Origin of the sequence: Burkholderia sp. GbtcB21, from assembly GCF_019091065.1 — a bacterium.
GTDB lineage: Bacteria > Pseudomonadota > Gammaproteobacteria > Burkholderiales > Burkholderiaceae > Burkholderia > Burkholderia pyrrocinia_C.
The window spans coordinates 103,630-127,029 of the sequence record NZ_JAGXKA010000018.1; the positions used below are offsets into that span (position 1 = coordinate 103,630).

Genomic DNA, 23,400 nt, shown 5'->3' on the forward strand with positions numbered 1-23,400 from the left:
AATGGCGTTGCCAGGCGTCCGCGGCGGGCCTGAGCGCCGGACCTTCAGGTCCGGCAGCCGGCTTGCGCTGGCGCCTGGCGGGCACGATCCGCGATCGCGCCCGGTGCTCAGCCCTTCTTCTTTTTCTTCTCGACCTGCACGCAGTCGCCAAGCAGCGGCGGCGACTTCTGGTCGGCGATCTCGTCGCGCAGCGTCGCTTCCTTGCCCTTCGTCCACCATGTATAGCGGCCGGCCTGATAGCGCGCGCCCGAAGCCGACACGGTATCGACGAACAGCAGTTGCCGCCCGTTGACCGGCACGAGCGCGAAGCTCTGGCCGTTGCCCGCGAGCCAGTACGACACGCGCACGGGCTGCTTCTGGTTCGCGCACTGGTAGACGGTCTGCTGGCGCGCATCGGCGTCGATCTCTTCGACGGTCAGTTGCGCGGCATGCGCGACGGAAACGGCGGTGCCGGCGAGCGCGAGTGCGGCGACGGTTTGGCGAATCATGCAGGTCCTCTCACGAGACGGGTGGAAACGCGCCCTCGCGGGGCGCGGTTATTGTTGGTTATCGCACCGCTTATCGTCAGGGATCGATGACGTCGGCGCACGCGTCGGTCGGCGCGGCTGCGACATGGCCGACGAGCGGCACGATCTTGAGCCCGGCCGATGCCACCCGGCACGGCGCGGCCGCGAGGCCGCAGCCCGCGAGACCCGCGGCAAGCGCCAGCGCGGCGCCCAGCTTTCCGATACGCAGCCAGATCGGCGCCATCGCCCTCTCCTCGTTCCGTCAGCCGGCCGACACGGGCCGGACGGCCGCGGCGGCGCGCTTCGCGCGTTCGCGGGCTTCGTCGACGGTCGCGCCGGTCGCCAGCGCGACGCCCATGCGCCGCTTCGCAAAACTTTCCGGCTTGCCGAACAGGCGCAGGTCGGCGCCCGGCACCGCGAGCGCGTCGCGCACGCCTTCGAACGCGATCCCGCGCTCGTCGAGCCCGCCGTAGATCACGGCCGACGCGGCCGGCGTACCGAGCGCCGGATCGACCGGCAGCCCGAGAATCGCGCGCGCGTGCAGCTCGAATTCCGACTGGCGCTGCGACGCGAGCGTGACGAGGCCCGTATCGTGCGGCCGCGGGCTCACCTCGGAGAACCACACGTCGTCGCCGCGCACGAACAGCTCGACGCCGAACAGCCCACGCCCGCCGAGCGCCTCGGTAACCTTGTGCGCGATCTCGCGCGACTTCTCGAGCGCCGCCGCGCTCATCGGCTGCGGCTGCCACGATTCGACGTAGTCGCCCGCGACCTGCACGTGGCCGACCGGTTCGCAGAAGTAGGTGCGCGTGCCGAGCGTCGCCGGGTCGATCGCGCGCACGGTCAGTTGCGTGATCTCGTATTCGAAATCGATGAAACCCTCGACGATCACGCGGCCGTGGTTCACGCGCCCGCCCGCCATCGCGTAGTCCCACGCGGGCTTCACGTCGGCTTCGGTCTTCACGACCGACTGGCCCTTGCCCGACGACGACATCACCGGCTTCACGACGCACGGCATGCCGATCTTCGCAACCGCCGCACTGAAGGCCTCGAACGATTCCGCGAACGCATACGGCGACGTCGGCAGCCCGAGTTCCTCGGCCGCGAGCCGGCGGATCCCTTCGCGATTCATCGTGAGCTGCGTCGCGCGTGCGGTCGGGATCACCTCGGCGAGGCCGTCCGCTTCGATCGCGGCGAGCGCGTCGGTCGCGATCGCCTCGATCTCCGGCACGATCAGGTGCGGGCGCTCGGCCTCGACGATCGCCCGCAGCGCGGCGGCGTCCGTCATGTCGATCACGTGCGCGCGATGCGCGACCTGATGGCCCGGTGCGTCCGGATAGCGGTCGACCGCGATGACTTCTACGCCGAGCCGCTGCAACGCGATGATGACTTCCTTGCCGAGTTCGCCGGCGCCGAGCAGCATGACGCGCGTGGCCGAGGGCGAAAGCGGCGTACCGAGCCGCTGACCGATCTGCATGTGATTTCCCGCTTCTGGTGGAGGACGAAAACGGCTCCGATGTTAACACGCGCCACGTCGCCGGTTTGGCGGTTTCGCCACGCCGCTGCCCGGCCGTGCGCCGCGCGCGGGCAGGCTGCGAACGTTTTCACGCGTGAAGTGTCGGCTCGCCTGCCGCGGGGCGGGTGCGTTACTCTTACGCCTTGATCAGAATCCGATGAGGAACGAGGCTCATGTCCCACCTGTTCGCAGCCGCACGCGCCCGCACCGGCCTGCTTCGTCCGTTGCGCGCGCCGCTCTGCGCGTTGACGCTTGCCACGCTTCTCGCCGCCTGCGCGATGCCGACCCATCCCGACTCCGCCGCCCCCGCCCCCGACCCGTACAACCCGGCCGCCGTCCAGTTGCTCGACGACACGAGCTGGGAACTCACCAGCTGGCTGAACGCCGACGGCACGCCGCGCACGATCCCGCACGGCGACAACGGCGAGCCGATCAAGCTCGCGCTGTCGACCGATTCGGGCATCCGGCGCGCCAGCGGGTTCTCGGGCTGCAACCGCTATATGGGCACCTACGCGATCAAGAACGGCCTGCTGAGCTTCGGGCCGCTCGCCGGCACACGGATGGCCTGCCCGAATACGCTCGGCGGCCAGCTCGAACACGCGTACCTCGACGCGCTTGCCCACATCGAGAAGACCGGCGTGCAGATGCGCGAACCCAAGCAACTGCAGATCGTGACCAATGCCGGCGCAACGCTGACCTTCACGCACCGGAGCCCCTGACGCACCGCGCAACGCGAAGGCCGGCCGACCGCCTTCGCGTTGCGCGTCGCGCGCGTGTGCCGGACGCACGCGCCGCACGGCGTGAAACGAATTCACGCCGCCTTAGAATCTTGTTCGCCGGCCGGTTAAACTCGGCGGGTCGCGCCGCGCGCGCCCCTCCCCACTCCTGTTTCAAAGCATGCACACGGTTGTCTTCGGCTGGTTCGGCATCTCCGCCGTCTGGTTCCTCCTTCTGTTCTGGCGTCTCGTGCAGGCGATGCTGCCCGGCGGCGGCGGCCTCGCCGGCCGCGGCTCGATCCGCCTGTGGCTCGGCTTCGCCGCGGTGTTCGTCGCAAGCTGCACGCTCACGAGCGCGCTGTCGGGCCCCGACACGAACGCGCTCGGCCACGCGTTCTCCGCCGGCTTCGTCCATGTGCTCGGTCCGATCGGCACGCCGGTCGCGACGGTCGTGCTGTTCTTCGCCGGGCTGCCCTGGCTGACCGGCATCGGCTGGCGCCAGTTCGCCGCATGGGTCGACACGTCGTTCGGCGTCAAGCTGTCGCGCGAGCGCGACGACGACGATGCCCGCGGTATCGCCGACCTGCCGCGCAGCGCACTGCATCGCGACGACGACGTCGTGCAGCCGACCACCGCGCATACCGTCAACTCGATGGCGCCGCGCCAGAACGGCCGGTATTCGCGCCCGACGCTGTGGAAACCCGACCCGCAGGCGCGGCCGAAGCCGCGCAGCAAAACGCCCCCGCGTCCGCACACGGAACCCGTCGCGCCGTCGGGCTGGCTGAAGCCGACCGCGACCGGTCGCAGCATGCCGGCACCGCCCGCACCGATCCCGGCCAGCGCGATGCCACCCCCGACGACCGGCAGCACCGCCAGCCTCGCGCGTGCGGCGGCAAACTCGCAAGTGCCGCGCCCCGATCCCGCCCCGCTTCCGGTCGGATTCGAACCCGTCCGGCCTCGGCCGACGGCTGCGCGACCAGCCACCGCTGCGCTGAAACAGGCCGCTCCACACACCACGGTCACGCCGCGGCCGGCCAGCGCACCGCCGCCGCGCCCGCCCGTGCGACCGGCGGCGGGAATCGGCGCGGCCGGCCTGCCGCCGGACACCGCGCGACGCCGCCCGGCACCGCCAACGCCAGCGCGCGCGCCGCTCTATGCATGGACGGAAAAACCCGCGGCGCCGATCACGCCGGCGCCGAGCGTTCACGACACGCTGCGCTCGATCGAGGCCAGCACCGCACAATGGGCCACGCTCGGCGGTTCGCAGTCGACCGATGCCGCGCACGCGGCGGCAGCCGCCGCAACCGTGGCCGGTATGGCAGCGGCAGCCGGCAGCGTTGCCGCGCCGGTGTCGGCTGCCGTGTCGAACGGGTTCGTCTCCGCGACGCACGGCGTCGCGGACCATGACGCCGGCGCCACGGTCGAACACGATGCGGCGCCCGCTTACGACGACAACGCGCCGATCATGCTGGATGCGTTCATGCCGGCAGAACCCGGTATCCACGCGCCGGTTGCCGATTGGGGCACCACTGCGTTCGACGACACCGCACCGCACACGCTGTCGAATACCGGCATCGACGATGCCGCGTTTGCCCATCACGCCGACAACCCGGTCCAGCACGCCGCCGATGCGCCCGCCGCACCGGCGTCCGGGATCGCGCCCGCGCCATCGTTCGACGCGCCGATCGACCTCGCTCCGTGGGAAGACCTCGCCAGCCAGCCGGTTTCCGCGTTCGATGGATCGGCCTGGAACCCGATCGCCGTGTCGCTGACGGACGCGACGGGATCGGAGCCGGCCAATGCGGCCTCCGCGCACCGGCAAGACGAGGCGGTTCACGACATCGCTGCAAGCAAACCGGTTGCGTCCGTCGATACCGATGACAAGCGCGCAGCACAACCGGTGCCCGCGATCGATCGCGTTGCACCGGCCCGTGCGCCGCAGGGCGTCGCCGATGCTCACGCCGACGTCAGACCCGCCGGGGAGATCGCGCCGTTTGTGGCCCTCCCCTCTTCGTCGATCGCAGAATCGTCGGCACGCGCCAGTTCCGACGCCGTGCCGCTAGCGGCGGCGTCGGCACTGACTGCATCGCGTACCGCATCGGAAACCGTCGAGCCGAAAGCAGCCGAACGTGCCGCGCCGCTGCCAGCAATCGCGCAGGGCGCCACGCCCGCGACAGATTGGACGCGGACACCATCGATTCCGCCGACCGTGCAACCTGCAACGACAGATACGGCCGTTTCCGCGGAATTGCCGCAATCGCAGACAGCTCAACCGTTTGCCGCAGCACCGACGGCTTCGGCCGCCGCTACTTCGCCGCTCGGCGGCGCCGCTCACGGTGCGACCGCGCAGGCACCTGCATCTGCATCGAGCATGGCGCCCGACACAGCTGCAGCTGCACCGGCCGGCGCAACCGGCACGGCATCCGCTTCGCTTTCGCAGCCGGCCGCATCGGCATCGACCGTTGCACCGGTCGCTTCGACTTCACCGGTCGGCGTAACCGGCACTGCGTCCGCTTCACTTTCGCAGCCGGCCGCCTCGGCACCGACCTTTGCACCGGTCGCTTCGACTTCACCGGTCGGCGTAACCGGCACTGCGTCCGCTTCACTTTCGCAGCCGGCTGCCTCGGCACCGACCTTTGCACCGGTCGCTTCGACTTCACCGGTCGGTGCAACCGGCCCGGCATCCGCTCCGCTTTCACAGCCAGCCGCCTCGGCACCGGCCGTTGCATCGGTCGCATCGACGGCGCCGGTCGGCGTCACGGGCGAGACTTACGGTTCACCCGTCCGCGCATCGACCGTCGCGCCCGCCACGGCACCATCGACGGCCGGCGCGTCGGATTCGACATTCAGCTCGACCGCGCAAGCGCCTGCACCGGCGGCAACGCCTACGCCCGCTCCCGCAACGCCTGTGAGTTTCGCGTCCGGCTCGATCGCCGCGCAGCCTTTCGCGCCCGCATCGACTCTGTCGGCCAACACGGCAACCTCGTCGAGCGGCACGACATTCGGCGGATCCGGCTCAACCGCACCGCAGCCGGCGGCCAGCCTGCCGGTTCCGCCAGCCGCTTCCGTCGTAACGACATCGTCCTCGGGCGCAGTCACCCCGATGACCACGACCGCGGCGGCTCCGGCTCAACCGGTCGCAGCCTCGCATGTCGCCGCGGCCGGATCGCTGGCGTCCATCGCGGCAACGACCGCGACGCAGCCGCTGCCGATCGCATCGGCGCCTGCGGCAACCGCAACTACGACGTTCGCTACACCGCCCGCCGCTGCCGCATCGTCGGCGAGCTGGTCGGCGCCGAATGTGTCCGCGACACCGACTGCCGCATCGATCGCAGCACCGCAACCGGCAACAACCGTTCCCGGCGCGGGCCTGCCCACGCCGGTGACTGTCGCTGCTGCGTCGACGCTTCCCGTTGCCGCGCCCATCGGCGCCATCGCCACCGTGGCAACCGAACCGGCCGTGCCCGCCGCGGCCGACACAGCCGTCGCCCCCGACACCCCCGCGCGCCAGCCGCGCCCGAACGCGTTCGAATTCCACGCGCCCGCGTCGTTCAACGTCGAACTGCCGACGCTCGACCTGCTCGAGCCCGCGTCCGACGACGTCGAAATGATCACCGAGGAACACCTCGCGCAGACGGCCCAGGTGATCGAACAGCGGCTGCAGGAATTCAAGGTGCCGGTGACGGTCGTCGGCGCGTCGGCCGGCCCCGTGATCACGCGTTTCGAGATCGAGCCCGCGCTCGGCGTGCGCGGCAGCCAGATCGTCGGCCTGATGAAGGACCTGTCGCGCGGCCTCGGCCTCACGTCGATCCGCGTCGTCGAGACGATCCCCGGCAAGACCTGCATGGGCCTCGAACTGCCGAACGCGAAGCGCCAGATGATCCGCCTGTCGGAAATCCTTGCCGCGCGCGAGTACCAGCATTCGCCGTCGCAACTGACGATCGCGATGGGCAAGGACATCACCGGCCACCCGGTCGTGACCGATCTCGCGAAGGCGCCGCACATGCTCGTCGCCGGCACGACGGGCTCGGGCAAGTCGGTCGCGATCAACGCGATGATCCTGTCGCTGCTGTACAAGGCGACGCCCGAGGACGTGCGGCTCATCATGATCGACCCGAAGATGCTGGAACTGTCGGTCTACGAAGGCATCCCGCACCTGCTCGCGCCGGTCGTCACCGACATGAAGCTCGCGGCGAACGCGCTGAACTGGTGCGTCGGCGAAATGGAGAAGCGCTACCGGCTGATGTCGGCCGTCGGCGTGCGCAACCTCGCGGGCTTCAACCAGAAGATCCGCGACGCGGAAGCGAAGGAAAAGAAGATCGGCAACCCGTTCTCGCTGACGCCCGAAGATCCCGAGCCGCTGTCGAAGCTGCCGCTGATCGTCGTCGTGATCGACGAGCTGGCCGACCTGATGATGGTCGCCGGCAAGAAGATCGAAGAGCTGATCGCGCGTCTCGCGCAGAAGGCGCGCGCGGCCGGCATCCACCTGATCCTCGCGACGCAGCGTCCGTCCGTCGACGTGATCACCGGCCTGATCAAGGCGAACATCCCGACGCGCGTCGCGTTCCAGGTGTCGTCGAAGATCGACTCGCGCACGATCCTCGACCAGATGGGCGCCGAATCGCTGCTCGGGATGGGCGACATGCTGTTCCTGCCGCCGGGCACCGGTTACCCGCAGCGCGTACACGGCGCGTTCGTCGCCGACGAGGAAGTGCACCGGATCGTCGAGTACCTGAAGCAGTTCGGCGAGCCGCAGTACGAGGAAGGAATTCTCGACGGCCCGGCCGCCGACGGTGCGACGCAGGACCTGTTCGGCGAAGCGCCGGACGCGGAAGCCGATCCGCTGTACGACGAAGCTGTCGCGTTCGTCGTGCGCACGCGGCGCGCGTCGATCTCGTCGGTGCAGCGGCAGTTGCGGATCGGCTACAACCGCGCCGCGCGCCTCGTCGAGCAGATGGAAGCGGCCGGGCTCGTATCGGCGATGGGCATCAACGGCAGCCGCGAGGTGCTCGTGCCGGCCGCGGCCGACTGAGCAAGGCGGCCGCCCGGCCGCGATCGGCCGGCGCGGGCGCACCGCGAAACCGGCCGCCCCGGAACACGAAGGGCGCTGCTTCGGCAGCGCCCTTCGTCATTTACAGCGCCGGCACCAGCTTGAAGTCGACCGGCTTGCCGACCGCAACCTTCTGCGGATTCGCGCCGAGCTGCCCCGTTTCGGCATCGCGGCTGAACACGTAGAACGTATCGCTGTCCTGGTTGCCGACGATCAGCCACTTGCCGGTCGGATCGATCAGGAACTCGCGCGGCGTCTTGCCGAGGCTCGACTGGCGGCCGACGTGCTTGAGCCGGCCGTCGGCCTTGTTCACCGCGTAGATCACGATGTCGTTCGCGTCGCCGCGGTTGCTCGCATACAGGAAGCGGCCGTCCGGCGACAGATGAATCGCACCGCCGCCGACCTTGCCCTTGAAGCCCGGCGCCGTCATCGGCACCGTCTCGACCGGCGTCAGCTTGCCGTCGTGGTAGCCGAACACCTCGACCGACGCGTTCAGCTCGCTCGTCACGTACGCGAACCGGCCGTCGGCGCCGAACACCATGTGACGCGGGCCCGAACCGGCCTTCACCGTCGTGTAGCGCGTGTCGGTCGGGCCGATCAGCCCGCGGCTGCCGTCCACCGTGTAGCGGTAGCCGTAGATCTTGTCCGCGCCGAGATCCTGCACGAACAGGTAACGACCGTCCGGCGAAAACACCGTCGAGTGCACGTGCGCGCCGTCCTGGCGGCCCTTCACGGGCCCCGTGCCTTCATGGTGCACGGTCAGCACGGCCTGGCCGACCGCGCCGTCGTCGCGCAGCGGGAACACCGCGAAGCTGCCGCCCGGATCCGCCGCAACCGAATAGTTGGCTGTCACGAGGTACTTGCCGTCCGGCGACAGCGCGAGATAGCAAGGATCGTTCCCCTCCGACGACACGCGGTCGATGAAGGTCAGCGCGCCCGTCTTCGCGTCGAAGCGGAACGCGCTGACACCGCCGCGCTGCGTCGCCGGCCCGTCGTCGCCGGGCAGTTCGTTGACCGCGTAGACGGTGCGACCGTCGCGGCTCGGCAACAGATACGACGGGTTCACGGTCTTCGCCGACGACACCGGCGCGACGCTGCCGGTTTTCGTATCGAAGCGGTAAACATAGATCCCGTCGCTGCCGCCACCCGTATAGGTGCCGACGAGCAGGTTGTAGACGCCGTCGGCCGGGGCGGGCGATTGCTGCGCAAATGCATGGGTCGCGGACAGTGAAAGCACGATCGCGAAACCTTTCATCCAGTGAGCGAGCCTAAGCGGGAACCCTCGTGTCGAAGCGCGTGCGTCATGCTCGCGTAAACGGTTGGGCATTGAATCCTCCTTGCATCGAGTCGCTTCAAGTGTTGAGATAGGACGAAACGCCGGCCGTTCACGCGCTCCGCCGCCCGGCCGAGTATACGGGGCGCAGCGCCGGCACGTGAAGCCCGGGCGCCGCCGTCCGCATTGTGAACTCGAAACCAAGGATCGCCTGCCCATGCCCGCCCTGATCGAAGACTACGCCCTCGTCGGCGACGGCCACACCGCCGCGCTGATCGCAAAAGACGGCTCCGTCGACTGGCTGTGCTGGCCCCGCTTCGATTCGGGCGCCTGCTTCGCGGCGCTCGTCGGCACGCCCGAGCACGGCCGCTGGCTGCTCGCGCCGGCCGACGCCGCCGCGATCACGCACACGACCCGCCGCTATCGCGGCGACACGCTGATTCTCGAAACCGATTACGAAAGCGCCGACGGCGCCGTCACCGTGATCGACTTCATGCCGCCCGGCAACGGCTGGTCCGAACTCGTGCGGATTGTCGTCGGCCGCCACGGCACGATGAAGATGCGCATGGAGCTCGTGTTGCGCTTCGACTACGGCTTCTCGGTCCCGTGGGTCACGCAACTGACCCGCGAGGACGGCATGAAGGCGATCGCCGGCCCCGACACCGTCGTGCTGCGTACGCCGGTGCCGCTCACCGGCAAGAATCTCCATACGATTGCGGAATTCACGGTGAGCGCCGACGAACGCGTGCCGTTCTCGCTCAGCTACGCGGCATCGCACATGCGGCTGCCGCCCGCGCGCGATCCGCTGTCGATGCTCGCGCGCACCGAGAACTACTGGCTCGAATGGTCGGGCCGCTGCCAGGTGCAGGGCCGCTACGCGGCCGCCGTGCGCCGTTCGCTGATCACGCTGAAGGCACTCGCGTACGAGCCGACCGGCGGCATCGTCGCGGCGCCGACCACGTCGCTGCCCGAGAAGATCGGCGGCAACCGCAACTGGGACTACCGCTACTGCTGGCTGCGCGACGCGACGATCACGCTGCTCGCGCTGATGCGCGGCGGCTACTACGACGAGGCGCGCGCATGGCGCACGTGGCTCGGCCGCGTGATGGCCGGCTCGCCCGAGCAGATCCAGATCATGTACGGGATCGCCGGCGAACGCCGGCTGCCGGAAATGGAACTCGACTGGCTGCCCGGCTATCAGGACTCGAAGCCCGTACGCATCGGCAACGGCGCCGCGAACCAGCTCCAGCTCGACGTGTTCGGCGAGGTGATGGCCGCGCTGCACCTCGCGCGCGTGGGCGGGCTGCAGGCCGACGACACGGTCTGGTCCGTGCAGTGCGCGCTGCTCGACCATCTCGAGAAGATCTGGCAGGAACCCGACGAGGGGGTCTGGGAAACGCGCGGCGGCCGCCGTCATTTCACGTTCTCGAAGGTGATGGCGTGGGTTGCGTTCGACCGCGCGATCAAGTCTGCGGAAATGTTCCGACTGCCCGGCTCGCTCGACCGCTGGCGCGCGCTGCGCGAGCGGATCCATGCCGACGTATGCGACAACGCGTGGCACAAGGACAAGCAGGCGTTCGCGCAGAGCTACGGCAGCGACGAGCTCGACGCGAGCGTGCTGCTGATGCCGCTGCTCGGCTTCCTGCCGCCGGAAGACCCGCGCATCGTCGGCACGGTCGAAGCGATCGAGCGGGAATTGCTGCACGACGGGCTCGTGATGCGCTACCGCACGACCGAATACGACGACGGCCTGCCGCCCGGCGAAGGCACGTTTCTCGCGTGCAGTTTCTGGCTGGTCGACAACTACGCGCTGCTCGGCCGGATCGACGACGCGCACCGCCTGTTCAGCCGGCTGCTCTCGCTGTCGAACGATCTCGGGCTGCTCGCGGAGGAATACGACCCGGTCGCCGGGCGGCTCGTCGGCAACTTCCCGCAGGCGTTCTCGCACGTGGCGCTCGTGCATACCGCGATGAACCTGATGCACCACGAAGACGCAATGGCGCGCGCGGCCGGCCAGCCCGCACCAGCGATGGCCACGGGGCGCTGAACGAGGCGCGGGCAGCTTTTTCAGAGAACGTCAAATCGCAAAATTTTGATGAAAAATCGGGGAAATGTTGCATTGCAACATTCATCGTTGTCCGATATGATCGACACGATTGACCGGCCGCAGTGCAACATGGCCGGCCGCTGACCCCCACGGCACGCCGCGACGCCCCACGCCGCCCTTGCGCACCGTCCCCCACGCGGGAGTAGTCTGCATGCTTTACCAACTGCACGAATTCCAGCGGGCGATGCTGAGCCCGCTCACGGCCTGGGCCCAGGCCGCCTCCAAGTCGTTCGCCAATCCGTCCAGCCCGTTCTCGCTGATGCCGGGCGCGACGCGGATGGCCGCCGCGTACGAACTGATGTACCGGCTCGGCAAGGATTACGAGAAGCCTGAATTCAACATTCATCAGATCGTCAAGGACGGCCACAACATCCCGATCGTCGAGCAGACGATCGTCGAGAAGCCGTTCTGCCGGCTGCTGCGTTTCAAGCGCTATTCGGACGACGCCGACGCCGTCACGCAGTTGAAGGACGAGCCGGTCGTGCTGGTCTGCGCGCCGCTGTCGGGCCACCACTCGACGCTGCTACGCGACACGGTGCGCACGCTGCTGCAGGATCACAAGGTCTACATCACCGACTGGATCGACGCGCGGATGGTGCCGGTCGAGACCGGCCCGTTCCACCTGCACGACTACGTCGCGTACATTCAGGAGTTCATCCGTCACATCGGCGCGCGCAACCTGCACGTGATCTCGGTGTGCCAGCCGACGGTGCCGGTGCTCGCGGCGATCTCGCTGATGGCGAGCCGCGGCGAGGACACGCCGCTCACGATGACGATGATGGGCGGCCCGATCGACGCGCGCCGCAGCCCGACGTCGGTGAACTCGCTCGCGACGCAGCACTCGACCGCGTGGTTCGAGAACAACGTGATCCACACGGTGCCCGCGAACTATCCGGGCGAAGGCCGCCACGTGTATCCGGGCTTCCTGCAGCATACGGGTTTCGTCGCGATGAACCCGGAGCGGCACGCGCAATCGCACTGGGATTTCTACCAGAGCCTGCTGCGCGGCGACGAGGACGACGCCGAAGCGCACCGCCGCTTCTACGACGAATACAACGCGGTGCTCGACATGGCCGCCGAGTATTACCTCGAGACGATCCGTGTCGTGTTCCAGGAATTCCGGCTGGCCGAAGGCACGTGGGATGTCGAAGGCGAGCGCGTGCGTCCGCAGGACATCAGGCACACCGCGCTGATGACGATCGAGGGCGAACTCGACGACATCTCGGGCAGCGGCCAGACGCACGTCGCGCACGAGCTGTGCACGGGCATCCCGCAAGACCAGCGCCGCAGCCTGACCGCCGAGAAGTGCGGTCACTACGGGATCTTCTCGGGCCGCCGCTGGCGCACGATCATCTACCCGCAGCTGCGCGACTTCATCCGCGAGCATGCGCCGGAACCGAAGCCCGGCGCGACGAAGGTGCAGCCCGTCGCACCGGCGGCCGCGACGCTCGCGGCCGTGCCGGCCGGCAACGCGCAAGCCGAAACGACACGTGCCGCCACGGCGAAGCGCACGCGCGCGAAGGCAACGGTCACGGCCGCCGCGCCCGCCAAGGCCGCACCGGCCGCGAAACGTGCCGGCAGCAGCCCGCGCGCAAAAGCCGTGCGCACGCGCAAGGCCGCCTGACGCACCGCGTTCCGACGAAAAAACGCCGCCGTTGCCTGCGCACGGCGGCGTTTTTGCATCCGGCGGCGAATGATCGCCGCGTCAGCGCCGCAGCAGATACGCGAGCAGCACCTCGGTGTTCATCCGGACCATTTCCGCGCGCTCGTCGGTATCGGTGAAGTCACGGCCGAGCGTCGCGGCGAGCGTGAAGCGGTTCGACACGATGTAGTAGCCGAGCCCCGACAGCGTCACGTAGAAGCGCAGCGGATCGACGTCGCTGCGGAACAGCCCGGCCTTCTGGCCGCGCGTCAGCACGTTGCCGAGCTTCGCGACGATCGGCGACATCATCTCGCGGATCCGCGTCGACTTGTGCAGGTAGCGCGCTTCGTGCAGGTTCTCGTTGTTGATGAGCCTGAGCAGCTCCGGGTGGTCGCGGTAGTAATCCCAAACGAAATGCGCGAGCCGCGTGACGGCTTCGACCGGCGCGACGCCGTCGAGATCGAGCACGCGCTCGGCCTCGGTCAGCGCGGAGAACGCGTGTTCGAGCACGGCCGTAAACAGCTGCTCCTTGCTGCCGAAGTAGTAATAGAGCATGCGCTCGTTGGTTTCGGCCCGGCGCGCGATCTGGTCGACGCGTGCGCCGAACAGCCCTCCACTTGCGAACTCTTCGGCTGCCGCCATCAGGATGCGACGGCGCGTACCTTCAGGATCTCTTTTGATTTTTGGCTGATTCATGGTGGCGTTTTGCTATGTGAGCCGCGTGATCCGGACCGGCACCCCCACCGCCTCGGCGCCGGCCGCCGTGGAACGGGCGCGCCGCGTGCGGCCGCCCTCCTGCTGAGCCCCTGCAAAAAAGCGGTTCGATTATGCGCACAGACGGCGTCCAGCGCAATGCGGGAAATCGGCGATAATCAAGCTTTGGCAAACCTTTCCGGCCGCGCCCCGCGCGGCCGAGAGCCATTCGGCGCCGCTGCGCCCGTTGTCACCGTGACCGACTCCAAAACACTCGCAGATCGCATCGAAGATCTGCTTCCCCAGACGCAATGCACGAAGTGCGGCTATAACGGCTGCCGCCCGTACGCCGAGGCAATCGCCGCCGGCGATGCGAACTACAACCAGTGTCCGCCCGGCGGCGCCGAAGGCATCGCGCGCCTCGCCGGCCTGCTCGGCAAGCCGGTGATTCCGCTGAACCCCGTCAACGGCAGCGAGCATCCGCGTGCCGTCGCATTCATCGACGAAAGCCTGTGCATCGGCTGCACGCTGTGCATGCAGGCGTGCCCGGTCGACGCGATCGTCGGCGCACCGAAGCAGATGCATACGATCGTCGAGTCGCTCTGCACGGGCTGCGACCTGTGCGTGCCGCCATGCCCCGTCGACTGCATCGCGATGCTGCCCGTGACCGGCGATCGCACGGGCTGGGACGCGTGGTCGCAGGAACAGGCCGACGCCGCGCGCGAACGCCATGACCTCCGGCTCGCCCGCCAGCGCCGCGAACGCGAGGCCGCCGAAGCGCGCGCCGCCGCACGCCGCGCGGCCAGTGCCGGCGCGGCGAAGCCGGCCGCAGAACAACCCGCAGCGCAGCCGGGCACGCCGGCCGCCGCACCGGCCGTCGACGATGCCGACGCGAAGAAACGCGCGATCATCGCCGCCGCGCTCGAACGCGCGCGCAAGAAAAAGGAAGAACTCTCCGGGCAAGGCGCCGGGCCGAAGAACACCGAAGGCGTGAGCGCGGCCGTCCAGGCGCAGATCGACGCGGCCGAGGCCCGCCGCAAACGGCTCGCCGAACAGCAGGCGCAGCGCGACGCCGAAGCCGCCGCGGCGGATGGCGACGACCACGACGCCGGCAACGACGACCCAGGCGGCCCGTCCGCGCCGCCCGACCAGAACGCTCCATGAACGCCAGCAAAAGACACGCGATCTACGAAACGCTGCAGAGCCTCAATCCGCATCCGACCACCGAGCTCGAATACACGACGCCGTTCGAGCTGCTGATCGCCGTGATGCTGTCCGCGCAGGCGACCGACGTGTCGGTCAACAAGGCGATGCGGAAGATGTTTCCGGTCGCGAACACCCCGCGACAAATCGTCGCGCTTGGCGAGGAAGGCGTCACCGAGTACATCAAGACGATCGGTCTTTACCGAACCAAGGCGAAGAACGTGGTCGCGACGAGCCAAATTCTGCTCGACCGCTACGACGGCGAGGTGCCGGCCGATCGCGAAGCGCTCGAAAGCCTGCCGGGCGTCGGCCGCAAGACCGCGAACGTCGTGCTGAACACCGCGTTCGGCCAGCCGACGATCGCGGTCGACACGCACATCTTCCGTGTCGCGAATCGCACGGGGCTCGCGCCGGGCAAGGACGTGCGCGCCGTCGAGGCCGCGCTGGAGAAGTTCACGCCGAAGGAATTCCTGCAGGACGCGCATCACTGGCTGATCCTGCACGGGCGCTATGTGTGCAAGGCCCGCAAGCCCGAATGCTGGCACTGCGCGATCGAGCCGCTGTGCGAATTCAGGCCGAAGACGCCGCCGCCCAACGAGTAAGCGTCAGGCCCGACAGAGGCGCATCGTGCCGGTCCGCCACGCAGGCTCCGTCACGACGCACACGCCCTTCCCCTCCCGACTACGCGTTGGACGTCGCGGTCGCATCGTCGGCCGCCGCGCCGCCCGCGCGCACGAGCGCCAGCACGGCCGCAAGGATCGCGACGCCGCCCGCCCACTGCAGCGGCGACAACGCTTCACCGAACAGCAGCGCCGCGAGCGCGACCGTCACGACCGGTTCCAGCGTCGACAGCATCGACGTGCGCGCGGCCCCGAGCCGCTCGAGCCCGGCGAAGAACGCGAGCATTGCCGCGACCGTCGACACGAGCGCGATCGCGAGCATCGACGCCCAGCCGCCGGCCGTCGCGGGCCAGCGCGGCGGCGCGCCGAACGCCGCGGTCCGCACGACGGCGATCGCCACGAGCGTCGCGGTCGCCGACAGGCAGATGATCGCGGTGGTCGCGAGCGGATCGACGCCGCGCGTCGCCTTCGTGCCGCCGACGATGTACAGCGAATAGATCACCGCGGCCGCCAGCGCGAGCGTGATCCCGAGCGGCTCGCCGTGCCCGCCGCCGACCATCAGCGCCGAACCCGCGACGCACAGCACGAGCGCGATGGCCTTCGCGCGCGTGAGGCGCTCGCCGAGCCACCACGCAGCCAGCAGCGTGACGAACGCCGGATACAGGTACAGCAGCAGCGCGACGAGGCTCGCCTGCGCGTGCTGCAGCGCGCTGAAATAGCAGAACGACTGGCCGACGTAGCCGAGCGCGCCCATCGCCACGAGCGGCGCGAGCGCGCGTCCGCGCGGCCATGCGACACGGCGGTGCCGCGCGATCGCGGCGAGCACCGCGCCGCCGATCGCGAAGCGCACGATCAGCAGCCCGAGCACGTCGACGCCGGCCGCGTATGCGTACCGGCCGAAGATCGCCATCGCGCCGAACGCGGCGGCGGACAGCGCGACGTAGAGCGTGCCCTGCAGGGCGGCGGACGATGAGCGGGCGGTGGCGGTCATGACGGAACGGATGAGAACGGCGCGATGAAGGGAATCGTCGGAGTTTAGCGGCGCGGCGGCGGCAAGCCTAGGGCCTGTTCACGCTTACCCGCCTCGCCGACCCGGTACGGAGCGGCCGCAACCGGCTGCGGATTCCACCGGCCATCGCCGCGCACCCACACCGCCAGGCAGTCCGCCCCGCTGCCGCTTGCCGCGCCAACCGCTCCGGCCCGCCGCCCGGCCGTCTCCAGCGCCTTCCGCCGACCCGGCGTACAATGCGCGACGCGGCACGACGCCGCCCGAATCACGACGTTCCCCCACCATGTTCAATCCAAGCCGCGACGAAGTGCGTCGCTTTTTCACCGAGACCTGGCGCAAGCAGCGCGCGGGCGAGATCCTGACGCCGCTGGAAGCGATGGCGGCCGACTGGATCGTCGAGCATCCCGAGTACCACGCCGAACTCGACGATGCCGACGGCGCGGCCGCGCGCAACTACACGCCCGAGGAAGGCCGCACGAACCCGTTCCTGCATCTGTCGATGCATCTCGCGATCAGCGAGCAGTTGTCGATCGACCAGCCGCCCGGCATCCGCGCCGCGCACGACAAGCTGGCGGCGAAGCTCGACTCGACCCACGACGCGCAGCACGCGATCATGGAATGCCTCGGCGAGACGATCTGGGAAGCGCAGCGCACCAACACGCCGCCCGACACCGACGCGTACCTGCAGCGCATCCTGCGCCGCGCGTCGCGCGACTGAGCGCCGCGGCACCGGCACGCAGCCCCCGGGGCGCGGACAAAAAAATACCCCGCTTCGGCGGGGTATTTTTGCTGCGCGGGCCCGACAGGCCCGTCGCGCTTACTTCTTGAACACGAGATCGGTCTCTTTCAGCGATTCGATGTAGGCCGCGATGTCCTTCATGTCGCTGACCGACAGGCTCTGCACCTGCGCCTGCATGATCGCGTTGTTGCGGCCGATCAGCGGGTTCGTCAGGCCCATCTGGTACTGGCGCATCGCCCACACGAGGTAGTCGGCATGCTGGCCGGCGAGGCGCGGATATTCGGCGTTGATCGGCTTGTTCATCTGCGCGCCGTGGCAGGCCGCGCAGTTGTGCGATTCGACCAGTTCCTTGCCCTTCGTGGTGTCCGCTGCGTGCGCGGTACCGATCGCGAGGCCGGCCGCCAGTGCAACCGCCGCCGTCTTGAATGCGTTGTTCATGAATGCTCCTGTCCCGCCGGAGAGATCGGCGGCGCGCGCTTTACTTGTAGGGATTGTCCTTCGTGTCGGCCTTCTGGGCGGCGTAGTAGGCCGCCAGATCCGCGATGTCCTGGTCCGTCAGCGAACCGGCGATCGCGTTCATCGACGGGAAATGACGATCCTTCTTGCGGTAGGCCTTCAGCGCGTTCTCGAGATATTGCTGGTTCTGGCCGCCGAGGACAGGCACCCGGTAGACCTCCGGGTACGCCGCGCGGTAGTCCTGGATGCCGTGGCAACCGATGCACATGGCGGCCTTGCTCGCCCCGTCCTTCGGGTTGCCGACCACACCGGCCGCCTGCGCGCTGCCCGCGAGCGCCACGAGCGCTGCGACAACGACGTGTTTGCCGACGAATTTGTTCATAGCTCTTGTAACCTAGCTTGAGGGGAAACTGGCGCCTAAGCGGCAACGGCCCGCGCCGTTTTGCTTATCGGATCGCCACGCAGGCCAAAAAAAACGGCCAGATTGTACCGCGTCGGCGGGGAACGCGTCCACCCGGCGCCCCGGTCCGCCCCGCCACAGCCCCGCTACGATACGCGGGCGCGGCCCAACCGCACAGCCCTTCTGACTTATACTGGGTTTTTTTCCCGAGAAAGAAGAGCGCCGCCATGCGTTTCGAAGGGTCCTCGCACTACGTCGCCACCGACGATCTGAAGCTCGCGGTCAATGCCGCGCTGACGCTGCAACGCCCGCTGCTGATCAAGGGCGAGCCCGGCACCGGCAAGACCATGCTCGCCGAGGAAGTGGCCGCCGCGCTCGACATGCCGCTGTTGCAGTGGCACATCAAGTCGACGACGAAAGCACAGCAGGGCCTGTACGAATACGACGCGGTGTCGCGGCTGCGCGACTCGCAGCTCGGCGACGAGCGCGTGAAGGACATCTCGAACTACATCGTCAAGGGCGTGCTGTGGCAGGCGTTCGACGCAGAGCACCCGAGCGTGCTGCTGATCGACGAGATCGACAAGGCCGACATCGAATTCCCGAACGACCTGCTGCGCGAGCTCGACCGGATGGAATTCCACGTGTACGAGACGCGCGAGACGGTACGCGCGAAGCACCGCCCGCTCGTCATCATCACGTCGAACAACGAGAAGGAGCTGCCCGACGCGTTCCTGCGCCGCTGCTTCTTCCACTACATCCAGTTTCCCGACCCGTCGACGATGCAGAAGATCGTCGCGGTCCACTTCCCCGACATCCGCGAGGAGCTGCTGCGCGCGGCGCTCGAGAGTTTCTTCGAATTGCGCGGCGTGTCGGGCCTGAAGAAGAAACCGTCGACGTCCGAGCTGCTCGACTGGCTGAAGCTGCTGCTCGCCGAGAACCTCCCGGCCGACGCGCTGCGCGGCACGGACGCGAAGCAGATCGTGCCGCCGCTCGCGGGCGCGCTGCTGAAGAACGAGCAGGACCTGAGCCTGCTCGAACGGCTCGTCTACATGAACCGGCACAACCGGTAATCCCCCCACCCGCGAAGGCCCGGCCATGCTGCTCAATTTCTTCTACGCGCTGCGCGCAGCCAAGCTGCCCGTCTCGGTGAAGGAATACCTGACGCTGCTCGAATCGCTGAAGGCCGGGCTGATCTCGCCGTCGATCGACGCGTTCTACTTCCTCGCGCGGATGACGCTCGTCAAGGACGAGCAGTACTTCGACAAGTTCGACCAGGCGTTCGGCGCATATTTCCACGGCGTGTCCGCGCTGCCGTCCGAAGCGTTCGACATTCCGCTCGACTGGCTCGAGAAGCGCCTCGAGCGCGAGCTGTCGCCGGAGGAGAAGGCGCAGATCGAAGCGATGGGCGGGCTCGACAAGCTGATGGAGCGCCTGAAGGAACTGCTCGACGAGCAGAAGGAACGCCACGAAGGCGGCAACAAGTGGATCGGCACGGGCGGCACGTCGCCGTTCGGCCACGGCGGCTACAACCCGGAAGGCGTGCGCATCGGCGGCCCGTCGAACGGCAACCGCACCGCGGTGAAGGTGTGGGAAGCGCGCGCATACCGCGACTACGACGATTCGGTCGAGATCGGCACGCGCAACATCAAGGTCGCGCTGCGGCGGCTGCGCCGCTTCGCGCGCGAAGGCGCGGCCGAGGAGCTCGACCTGCCCGGCACGATCCGCAGCACGGCCGCGAACGCGGGCTGGCTCGACCTGCGGATGGTGCCCGAGCGCCACAACAACGTGAAGGTGCTGATGCTGCTCGACGTCGGCGGCTCGATGGACGACCACATCAAGCGCACCGAAGAGCTGTTCTCGGCCGCGAAGGCCGAATTCAAGCACCTGGAATTCTTCTACTTCCACAACTGCGTGTACGACCACCTGTGGAAGAACAACCGCCGCCGCCACTCGGAGCGCACCGCGACGTGGGACGTGCTGCACAAGTTCACGCCCGACTACAAGCTGATCTTCGTCGGCGACGCGACGATGAGCCCGTACGAAGTGCTGCAGCCCGGCGGCTCGGTCGAATACAACAACCCGGAAGCCGGCGCCGTATGGCTGCGCCGCCTCGCCGACCAGTTCCCCCATCATGCATGGCTGAACCCCGAGCCCGAGCGGCTATGGGAATACCGGCAGTCGGTCGCGGTCATCCGCGACCTGCTCGGCCATCGCATGTATCCGCTCACGCTCGCGGGCCTCGAAACCGCGATGCGCGCACTCAGCAAGTAACGAATCCAACCAGCAGACACGAAGGCCGCGTCCACGCGGCCTCCTCCCGGAGATAGCATGAACCCCTTGCCCACCGCGAGCGCAGGCCGCGCCGGCGGCCGCCGCTTTTTCGCCGACACGTCCGTCTCGGCGCTCGTCGCCGGCTTCGTCGCGATGATGACGGGCTACACGAGCTCGCTCGTACTGATGTTCCAGGCCGGCCGCGCCGCGCACCTCACCGATGCGCAGATCTCGTCGTGGATCTGGGCGCTGTCGATCGGCATGGCGCTGACGACGATCGGCCTGTCGCTGCGCTTTCGCGCGCCCGTCGTCGTCGCGTGGTCGACGCCCGGCGCCGCGCTCCTGATCGCGTCGCTGCCCGGCGTGCCCTACGCCGAGGCGATCGGCGCATTCGTCGTGTGTGCGCTGCTGCTGACGGCCATCGGCGTGAGCGGCCTGTTCGACACGCTGATGCGCAAGATTCCGGCCGGCATCGCCGCCGCGCTGCTCGCGGGCATCCTGTTCGAGATCGGCATCGAGATCTTCCGCGCCGCGCAGTTCCAGACCGCGCTCGTGCTCGCGATGTTCTTCACGTACCTGATCGTCAAGCGGCTTGCGCCGCGCTATGCGATTCCGACGACGCTGATCGTCGGCACGGCGGTGGCCGGCGGCCTCGGCCTGCTCGACTTCAGCCGCTTCCACATCGCGCTCGCGCAGCCCGTGTTCACGATGCCGGCGTTTTCGATCGCGTCGATCGTCAGCATCGGCATTCCGCTGTTCGTCGTCGCGATGGCGTCGCAGAACGTGCCGGGCATCGCGGTGCTGCGCGCGGACGGCTATCAGACGCCGTCGTCGCCGCTGATCGCGACGACTGGCCTCGCATCGCTGCTGCTCGCGCCGTTCGGCTCGCACGGCGTGAACCTCGCGGCGATCACCGCCGCGATCTGCACGGGCCCCGAAGCGCATGAGGATCGCGCGAAGCGTTACACGGCCGCCGTGTGGTGCGGCACGTTCTACCTGGTCGCCGGGATCTTCGGCGCGACGATCGCCGCGCTGTTCGCGGCGCTGCCGAAGGCGCTCGTCGTATCGGTCGCCGCGCTCGCGCTGTTCGGCTCGATCATGAGCGGGCTCGCGAACGCGATGCAGGACGTGAAGCAGCGCGAAGCAGCGCTCGTCACGTTCATGGTCACCGCGTCGGGCCTCACGCTGCTGTCGATCGGCTCGGCGTTCTGGGGGCTCGTCGCGGGGATCGTCACGCAGGTGATCCTGAACGCGCGACGCCCGGCGTGACGCGGTTCGCCGACCGCCGCGGCGGTTGCCGTGCCCGCCCCGGGGCATCCCAAAACGTGCCCGACACGAATCGGGCCTAAAATGATGGATCGAAAGCGGCGCCCGGCGCCGCTTCGCTTCGCCGCCGCGCTCGCGCGGCCCGTGAGAACCCGGCGCCCCGCGCCCTTCTTCCGAATCGCCATGACTACCGCACTCGACCAGCTGAAGCAGTACACGACCGTCGTCGCCGACACGGGCGACTTCCAGCAGCTTGCGCAATACAAGCCGCAGGACGCGACCACGAACCCGTCGCTGATCCTGAAGGCCGTCCAGAAGGATGCGTACAAGCCGATCCTCGAGAAAACCGTCCGCGATCACCGCAACGAAAGCACCGCCTTCATCATCGACCGCCTGCTGATCGCGTTCGGCACCGAGATCCTGAAGCTGATCCCGGGCCGCGTGTCGACCGAGGTCGACGCACGCCTGTCGTTCGACGCAAAGCGCTCGATCGACAAGGGCCGCGAGCTCATCAAGCTGTACGAAGCAGCCGGCATCGGCCGCGAGCGCATCCTGATCAAGCTTGCGTCGACGTGGGAAGGCATCCGCGCGGCCGAGGTGCTGCAGAAGGAAGGGATCAAGTGCAACATGACCCTGCTTTTCTCGCTCGTGCAGGCCGCCGCGTGCGCGGAAGCCGGCGCGCAACTGATCTCGCCGTTCGTCGGCCGCATCTACGACTGGTACAAGAAGCAGGCCGGCGCGGAATGGGATGAAGCGAAGGACGGCGGTGCGAACGATCCGGGCGTGCAGTCGGTGCGCCGCATCTACACGTACTACAAGACGTTCGGCTACAACACCGAAGTGATGGGCGCGAGCTTCCGCACGACCAGCCAGATCATCGAACTCGCCGGCTGCGACCTGCTGACGATCAGTCCCGATTTGCTGCAGAAGCTGCAGGACAGCAACGAGACGGTTTCGCGCAAGCTGTCGCCGGAAGCGCTGCAGGACAAGCCGGCCGAACGCGTGGCAATCGACGAGGCATCGTTCCGCTTCCAGCTGAACGACGAAGCGATGGCAACCGAAAAGCTCGCCGAAGGCATCCGCGTGTTCGCCGCCGATGCGGTGAAGCTCGAGAAGCTGATCGACGCGCTGCGCTGAGCCGCGACAGGCGTCAGCGGCTGTCAGCAATACTGACAACAGCCGTCAGCACACGCGCCGCAAACGGCCGCGAACGTGATGTTCGCGGCCGTTTTATTTTTCATCCCATCGTCAAGCACGCGCACTACAATCCCCGTCACGGGTACGCCGGCCGCCTCTCGACGTGCCCTTTCCCAGTCGATCTTGCACGACGCCGAACCCGCACCGACGCGCGGGCCCGGCCCATTACAGGAGACAACGATGCAAGTCCAACCGTATCTGACGTTCTACGGCCGCGCAGACGAAGCCCTTCGATTCTACGAAAAGGCGCTCGGCGCGAAGACGATGTTCAAGATGCACTTCAAGGATGCGCCGCCGAATCCCGAACACGCGATCACGCCCGAGATGGCCGACAAGGTGATGCATGCGAGCTTCACGATCGGCGACTCGATGATCATGTGCTCGGACGGCGACTGCAGCCAGCCGGCCGGCACGCACGCGGGCTATTCGCTGTCGCTGAACCCGGCGACGGTCGAGGAAGGCAAGAAGCTGTTCGATGCGCTCGCCGACGGCGGCGAAGTGACGATGCCGTTCGGCAAGACGTTCTGGGCGCTCGGCTTCGGGATGGCGAAGGACCGTTTCGGCGTGCACTGGATGGTCAACGTCGAGGATCTGTCGCAGCGCGAGGAACTCACGAAACGCGCGCAGGGCTGACGTAAAAAAACGTTCAGCACCACACCCCCAGAGGGCGGTGCTGTGGGGCGTTCCGATACAGCCCGCACCCGGCTCCCATCCCGAGGCACATTCTTCCCCCCCC

At 68.3% G+C, this 23,400-nt stretch carries 20 protein-coding genes; 12 read left to right on the forward strand and 8 right to left on the reverse strand.

All coding sequences use genetic code 11. From position 1 onward, the window contains the following. Positions 1-107: 107 nt before the first annotated feature. The 3 genes from KVT39_RS31085 to purT all read right to left on the reverse strand — a co-directional run bounded on the left by KVT39_RS31085 (position 108) and on the right by purT (position 1,983). The gene (locus KVT39_RS31085; protein WP_096471436.1) at positions 108-488 is read right to left on the reverse strand and encodes an MliC family protein; all 381 of its coding nucleotides are present in this window, start codon (positions 486-488) and stop codon (positions 108-110) included. A gap of 76 nt (positions 489-564) precedes the next feature. Next, a complete protein-coding gene (locus KVT39_RS31090; protein WP_034184824.1) occupies positions 565-750 on the reverse strand; it encodes a DUF6726 family protein in 186 nt (61 codons plus the stop codon). Positions 751-768: 18 nt separating this feature from the next. Further along, a complete protein-coding gene (gene purT, locus KVT39_RS31095; RefSeq protein WP_034184823.1) occupies positions 769-1,983 on the reverse strand; it encodes a formate-dependent phosphoribosylglycinamide formyltransferase in 1,215 nt (404 codons plus the stop codon). 212 nt (positions 1,984-2,195) lie between these two features. On the opposite strand from purT, the gene KVT39_RS31100 reads away from it, so the two are divergent. Then, a complete protein-coding gene (locus KVT39_RS31100) occupies positions 2,196-2,741 on the forward strand; it encodes an META domain-containing protein (RefSeq protein WP_105391001.1) in 546 nt (181 codons plus the stop codon). A gap of 178 nt (positions 2,742-2,919) precedes the next feature. Then, positions 2,920-7,770: a DNA translocase FtsK gene (locus KVT39_RS38120; protein ID WP_254640693.1), complete on the forward strand. Its 4,851-nt coding sequence runs from the start codon at positions 2,920-2,922 to the stop codon at positions 7,768-7,770. Positions 7,771-7,870: 100 nt separating this feature from the next. Here KVT39_RS38120 and KVT39_RS31115 read toward each other — a convergent pair whose 3' ends face one another. After that, on the reverse strand, positions 7,871-9,115 hold the full coding sequence (locus tag KVT39_RS31115) for a lactonase family protein (protein ID WP_217590902.1): 1,245 nt from the start codon (positions 9,113-9,115) through the stop codon (positions 7,871-7,873). A 163-nt stretch (positions 9,116-9,278) separates the two neighbouring features. Here KVT39_RS31115 and KVT39_RS31120 point away from each other — a divergent pair, with 163 nt between their 5' ends. Both KVT39_RS31120 and KVT39_RS31125 read left to right on the forward strand, forming a co-directional pair. Further along, complete coding sequence (locus tag KVT39_RS31120; protein ID WP_034184819.1) at positions 9,279-11,108, forward strand: glycoside hydrolase family 15 protein; 1,830 nt, start codon at positions 9,279-9,281, stop codon at positions 11,106-11,108. Positions 11,109-11,319: 211 nt separating this feature from the next. After that, entirely contained in the window at positions 11,320-12,792 is a 1,473-nt protein-coding gene (locus KVT39_RS31125; RefSeq protein WP_217590903.1) for a polyhydroxyalkanoate depolymerase, read from the forward strand. Positions 12,793-12,873: 81 nt separating this feature from the next. On the opposite strand, the gene KVT39_RS31130 is transcribed toward KVT39_RS31125, so the two are convergent. Then, a complete protein-coding gene (locus KVT39_RS31130) occupies positions 12,874-13,506 on the reverse strand; it encodes a TetR family transcriptional regulator (protein WP_034184817.1) in 633 nt (210 codons plus the stop codon). Positions 13,507-13,662: 156 nt separating this feature from the next. On the opposite strand from KVT39_RS31130, the gene rsxB reads away from it, so the two are divergent. Further along, positions 13,663-14,667, forward strand: a complete 1,005-nt coding sequence (gene rsxB / locus KVT39_RS31135; RefSeq protein WP_131946708.1) for an electron transport complex subunit RsxB — start codon at positions 13,663-13,665, stop codon at positions 14,665-14,667. Next, complete coding sequence (gene nth, locus KVT39_RS31140) at positions 14,664-15,308, forward strand: endonuclease III (protein ID WP_034184815.1); 645 nt, start codon at positions 14,664-14,666, stop codon at positions 15,306-15,308. Before rsxB ends, nth begins: the two co-directional genes overlap by 4 nt. A gap of 79 nt (positions 15,309-15,387) precedes the next feature. Here the strand turns inward: nth and KVT39_RS31145 are convergent, their stop codons facing one another. Then, complete coding sequence (locus KVT39_RS31145) at positions 15,388-16,317, reverse strand: DMT family transporter (protein ID WP_217590904.1); 930 nt, start codon at positions 16,315-16,317, stop codon at positions 15,388-15,390. Positions 16,318-16,618: 301 nt separating this feature from the next. Here KVT39_RS31145 and KVT39_RS31150 point away from each other — a divergent pair, with 301 nt between their 5' ends. Further along, positions 16,619-17,053: a DUF1841 family protein gene (locus KVT39_RS31150; RefSeq protein WP_034184813.1), complete on the forward strand. Its 435-nt coding sequence runs from the start codon at positions 16,619-16,621 to the stop codon at positions 17,051-17,053. Positions 17,054-17,152: 99 nt separating this feature from the next. Here KVT39_RS31150 and KVT39_RS31155 read toward each other — a convergent pair whose 3' ends face one another. Both KVT39_RS31155 and KVT39_RS31160 read right to left on the reverse strand, forming a co-directional pair. Next, a complete protein-coding gene (locus tag KVT39_RS31155; protein WP_034184812.1) occupies positions 17,153-17,512 on the reverse strand; it encodes a cytochrome c in 360 nt (119 codons plus the stop codon). A gap of 40 nt (positions 17,513-17,552) precedes the next feature. Then, a complete protein-coding gene (locus KVT39_RS31160; protein ID WP_011885616.1) occupies positions 17,553-17,912 on the reverse strand; it encodes a cytochrome c in 360 nt (119 codons plus the stop codon). A gap of 245 nt (positions 17,913-18,157) precedes the next feature. On the opposite strand from KVT39_RS31160, the gene KVT39_RS31165 reads away from it, so the two are divergent. From KVT39_RS31165 to KVT39_RS31185, 5 genes are all read left to right on the forward strand, one after another. Further along, complete coding sequence (locus KVT39_RS31165) at positions 18,158-19,000, forward strand: MoxR family ATPase (RefSeq protein WP_034184811.1); 843 nt, start codon at positions 18,158-18,160, stop codon at positions 18,998-19,000. A 25-nt stretch (positions 19,001-19,025) separates the two neighbouring features. Then, a complete protein-coding gene (locus tag KVT39_RS31170; protein WP_034184810.1) occupies positions 19,026-20,201 on the forward strand; it encodes a VWA domain-containing protein in 1,176 nt (391 codons plus the stop codon). A 57-nt stretch (positions 20,202-20,258) separates the two neighbouring features. Beyond that, complete coding sequence (locus tag KVT39_RS31175; RefSeq protein WP_217590905.1) at positions 20,259-21,470, forward strand: benzoate/H(+) symporter BenE family transporter; 1,212 nt, start codon at positions 20,259-20,261, stop codon at positions 21,468-21,470. A 180-nt stretch (positions 21,471-21,650) separates the two neighbouring features. Beyond that, positions 21,651-22,604: a transaldolase gene (gene tal / locus KVT39_RS31180; RefSeq protein ID WP_034184808.1), complete on the forward strand. Its 954-nt coding sequence runs from the start codon at positions 21,651-21,653 to the stop codon at positions 22,602-22,604. A gap of 240 nt (positions 22,605-22,844) precedes the next feature. Beyond that, the gene (locus KVT39_RS31185; protein ID WP_034184807.1) at positions 22,845-23,297 is read left to right on the forward strand and encodes a VOC family protein; all 453 of its coding nucleotides are present in this window, start codon (positions 22,845-22,847) and stop codon (positions 23,295-23,297) included. Positions 23,298-23,400: the final 103 nt, after the last annotated feature.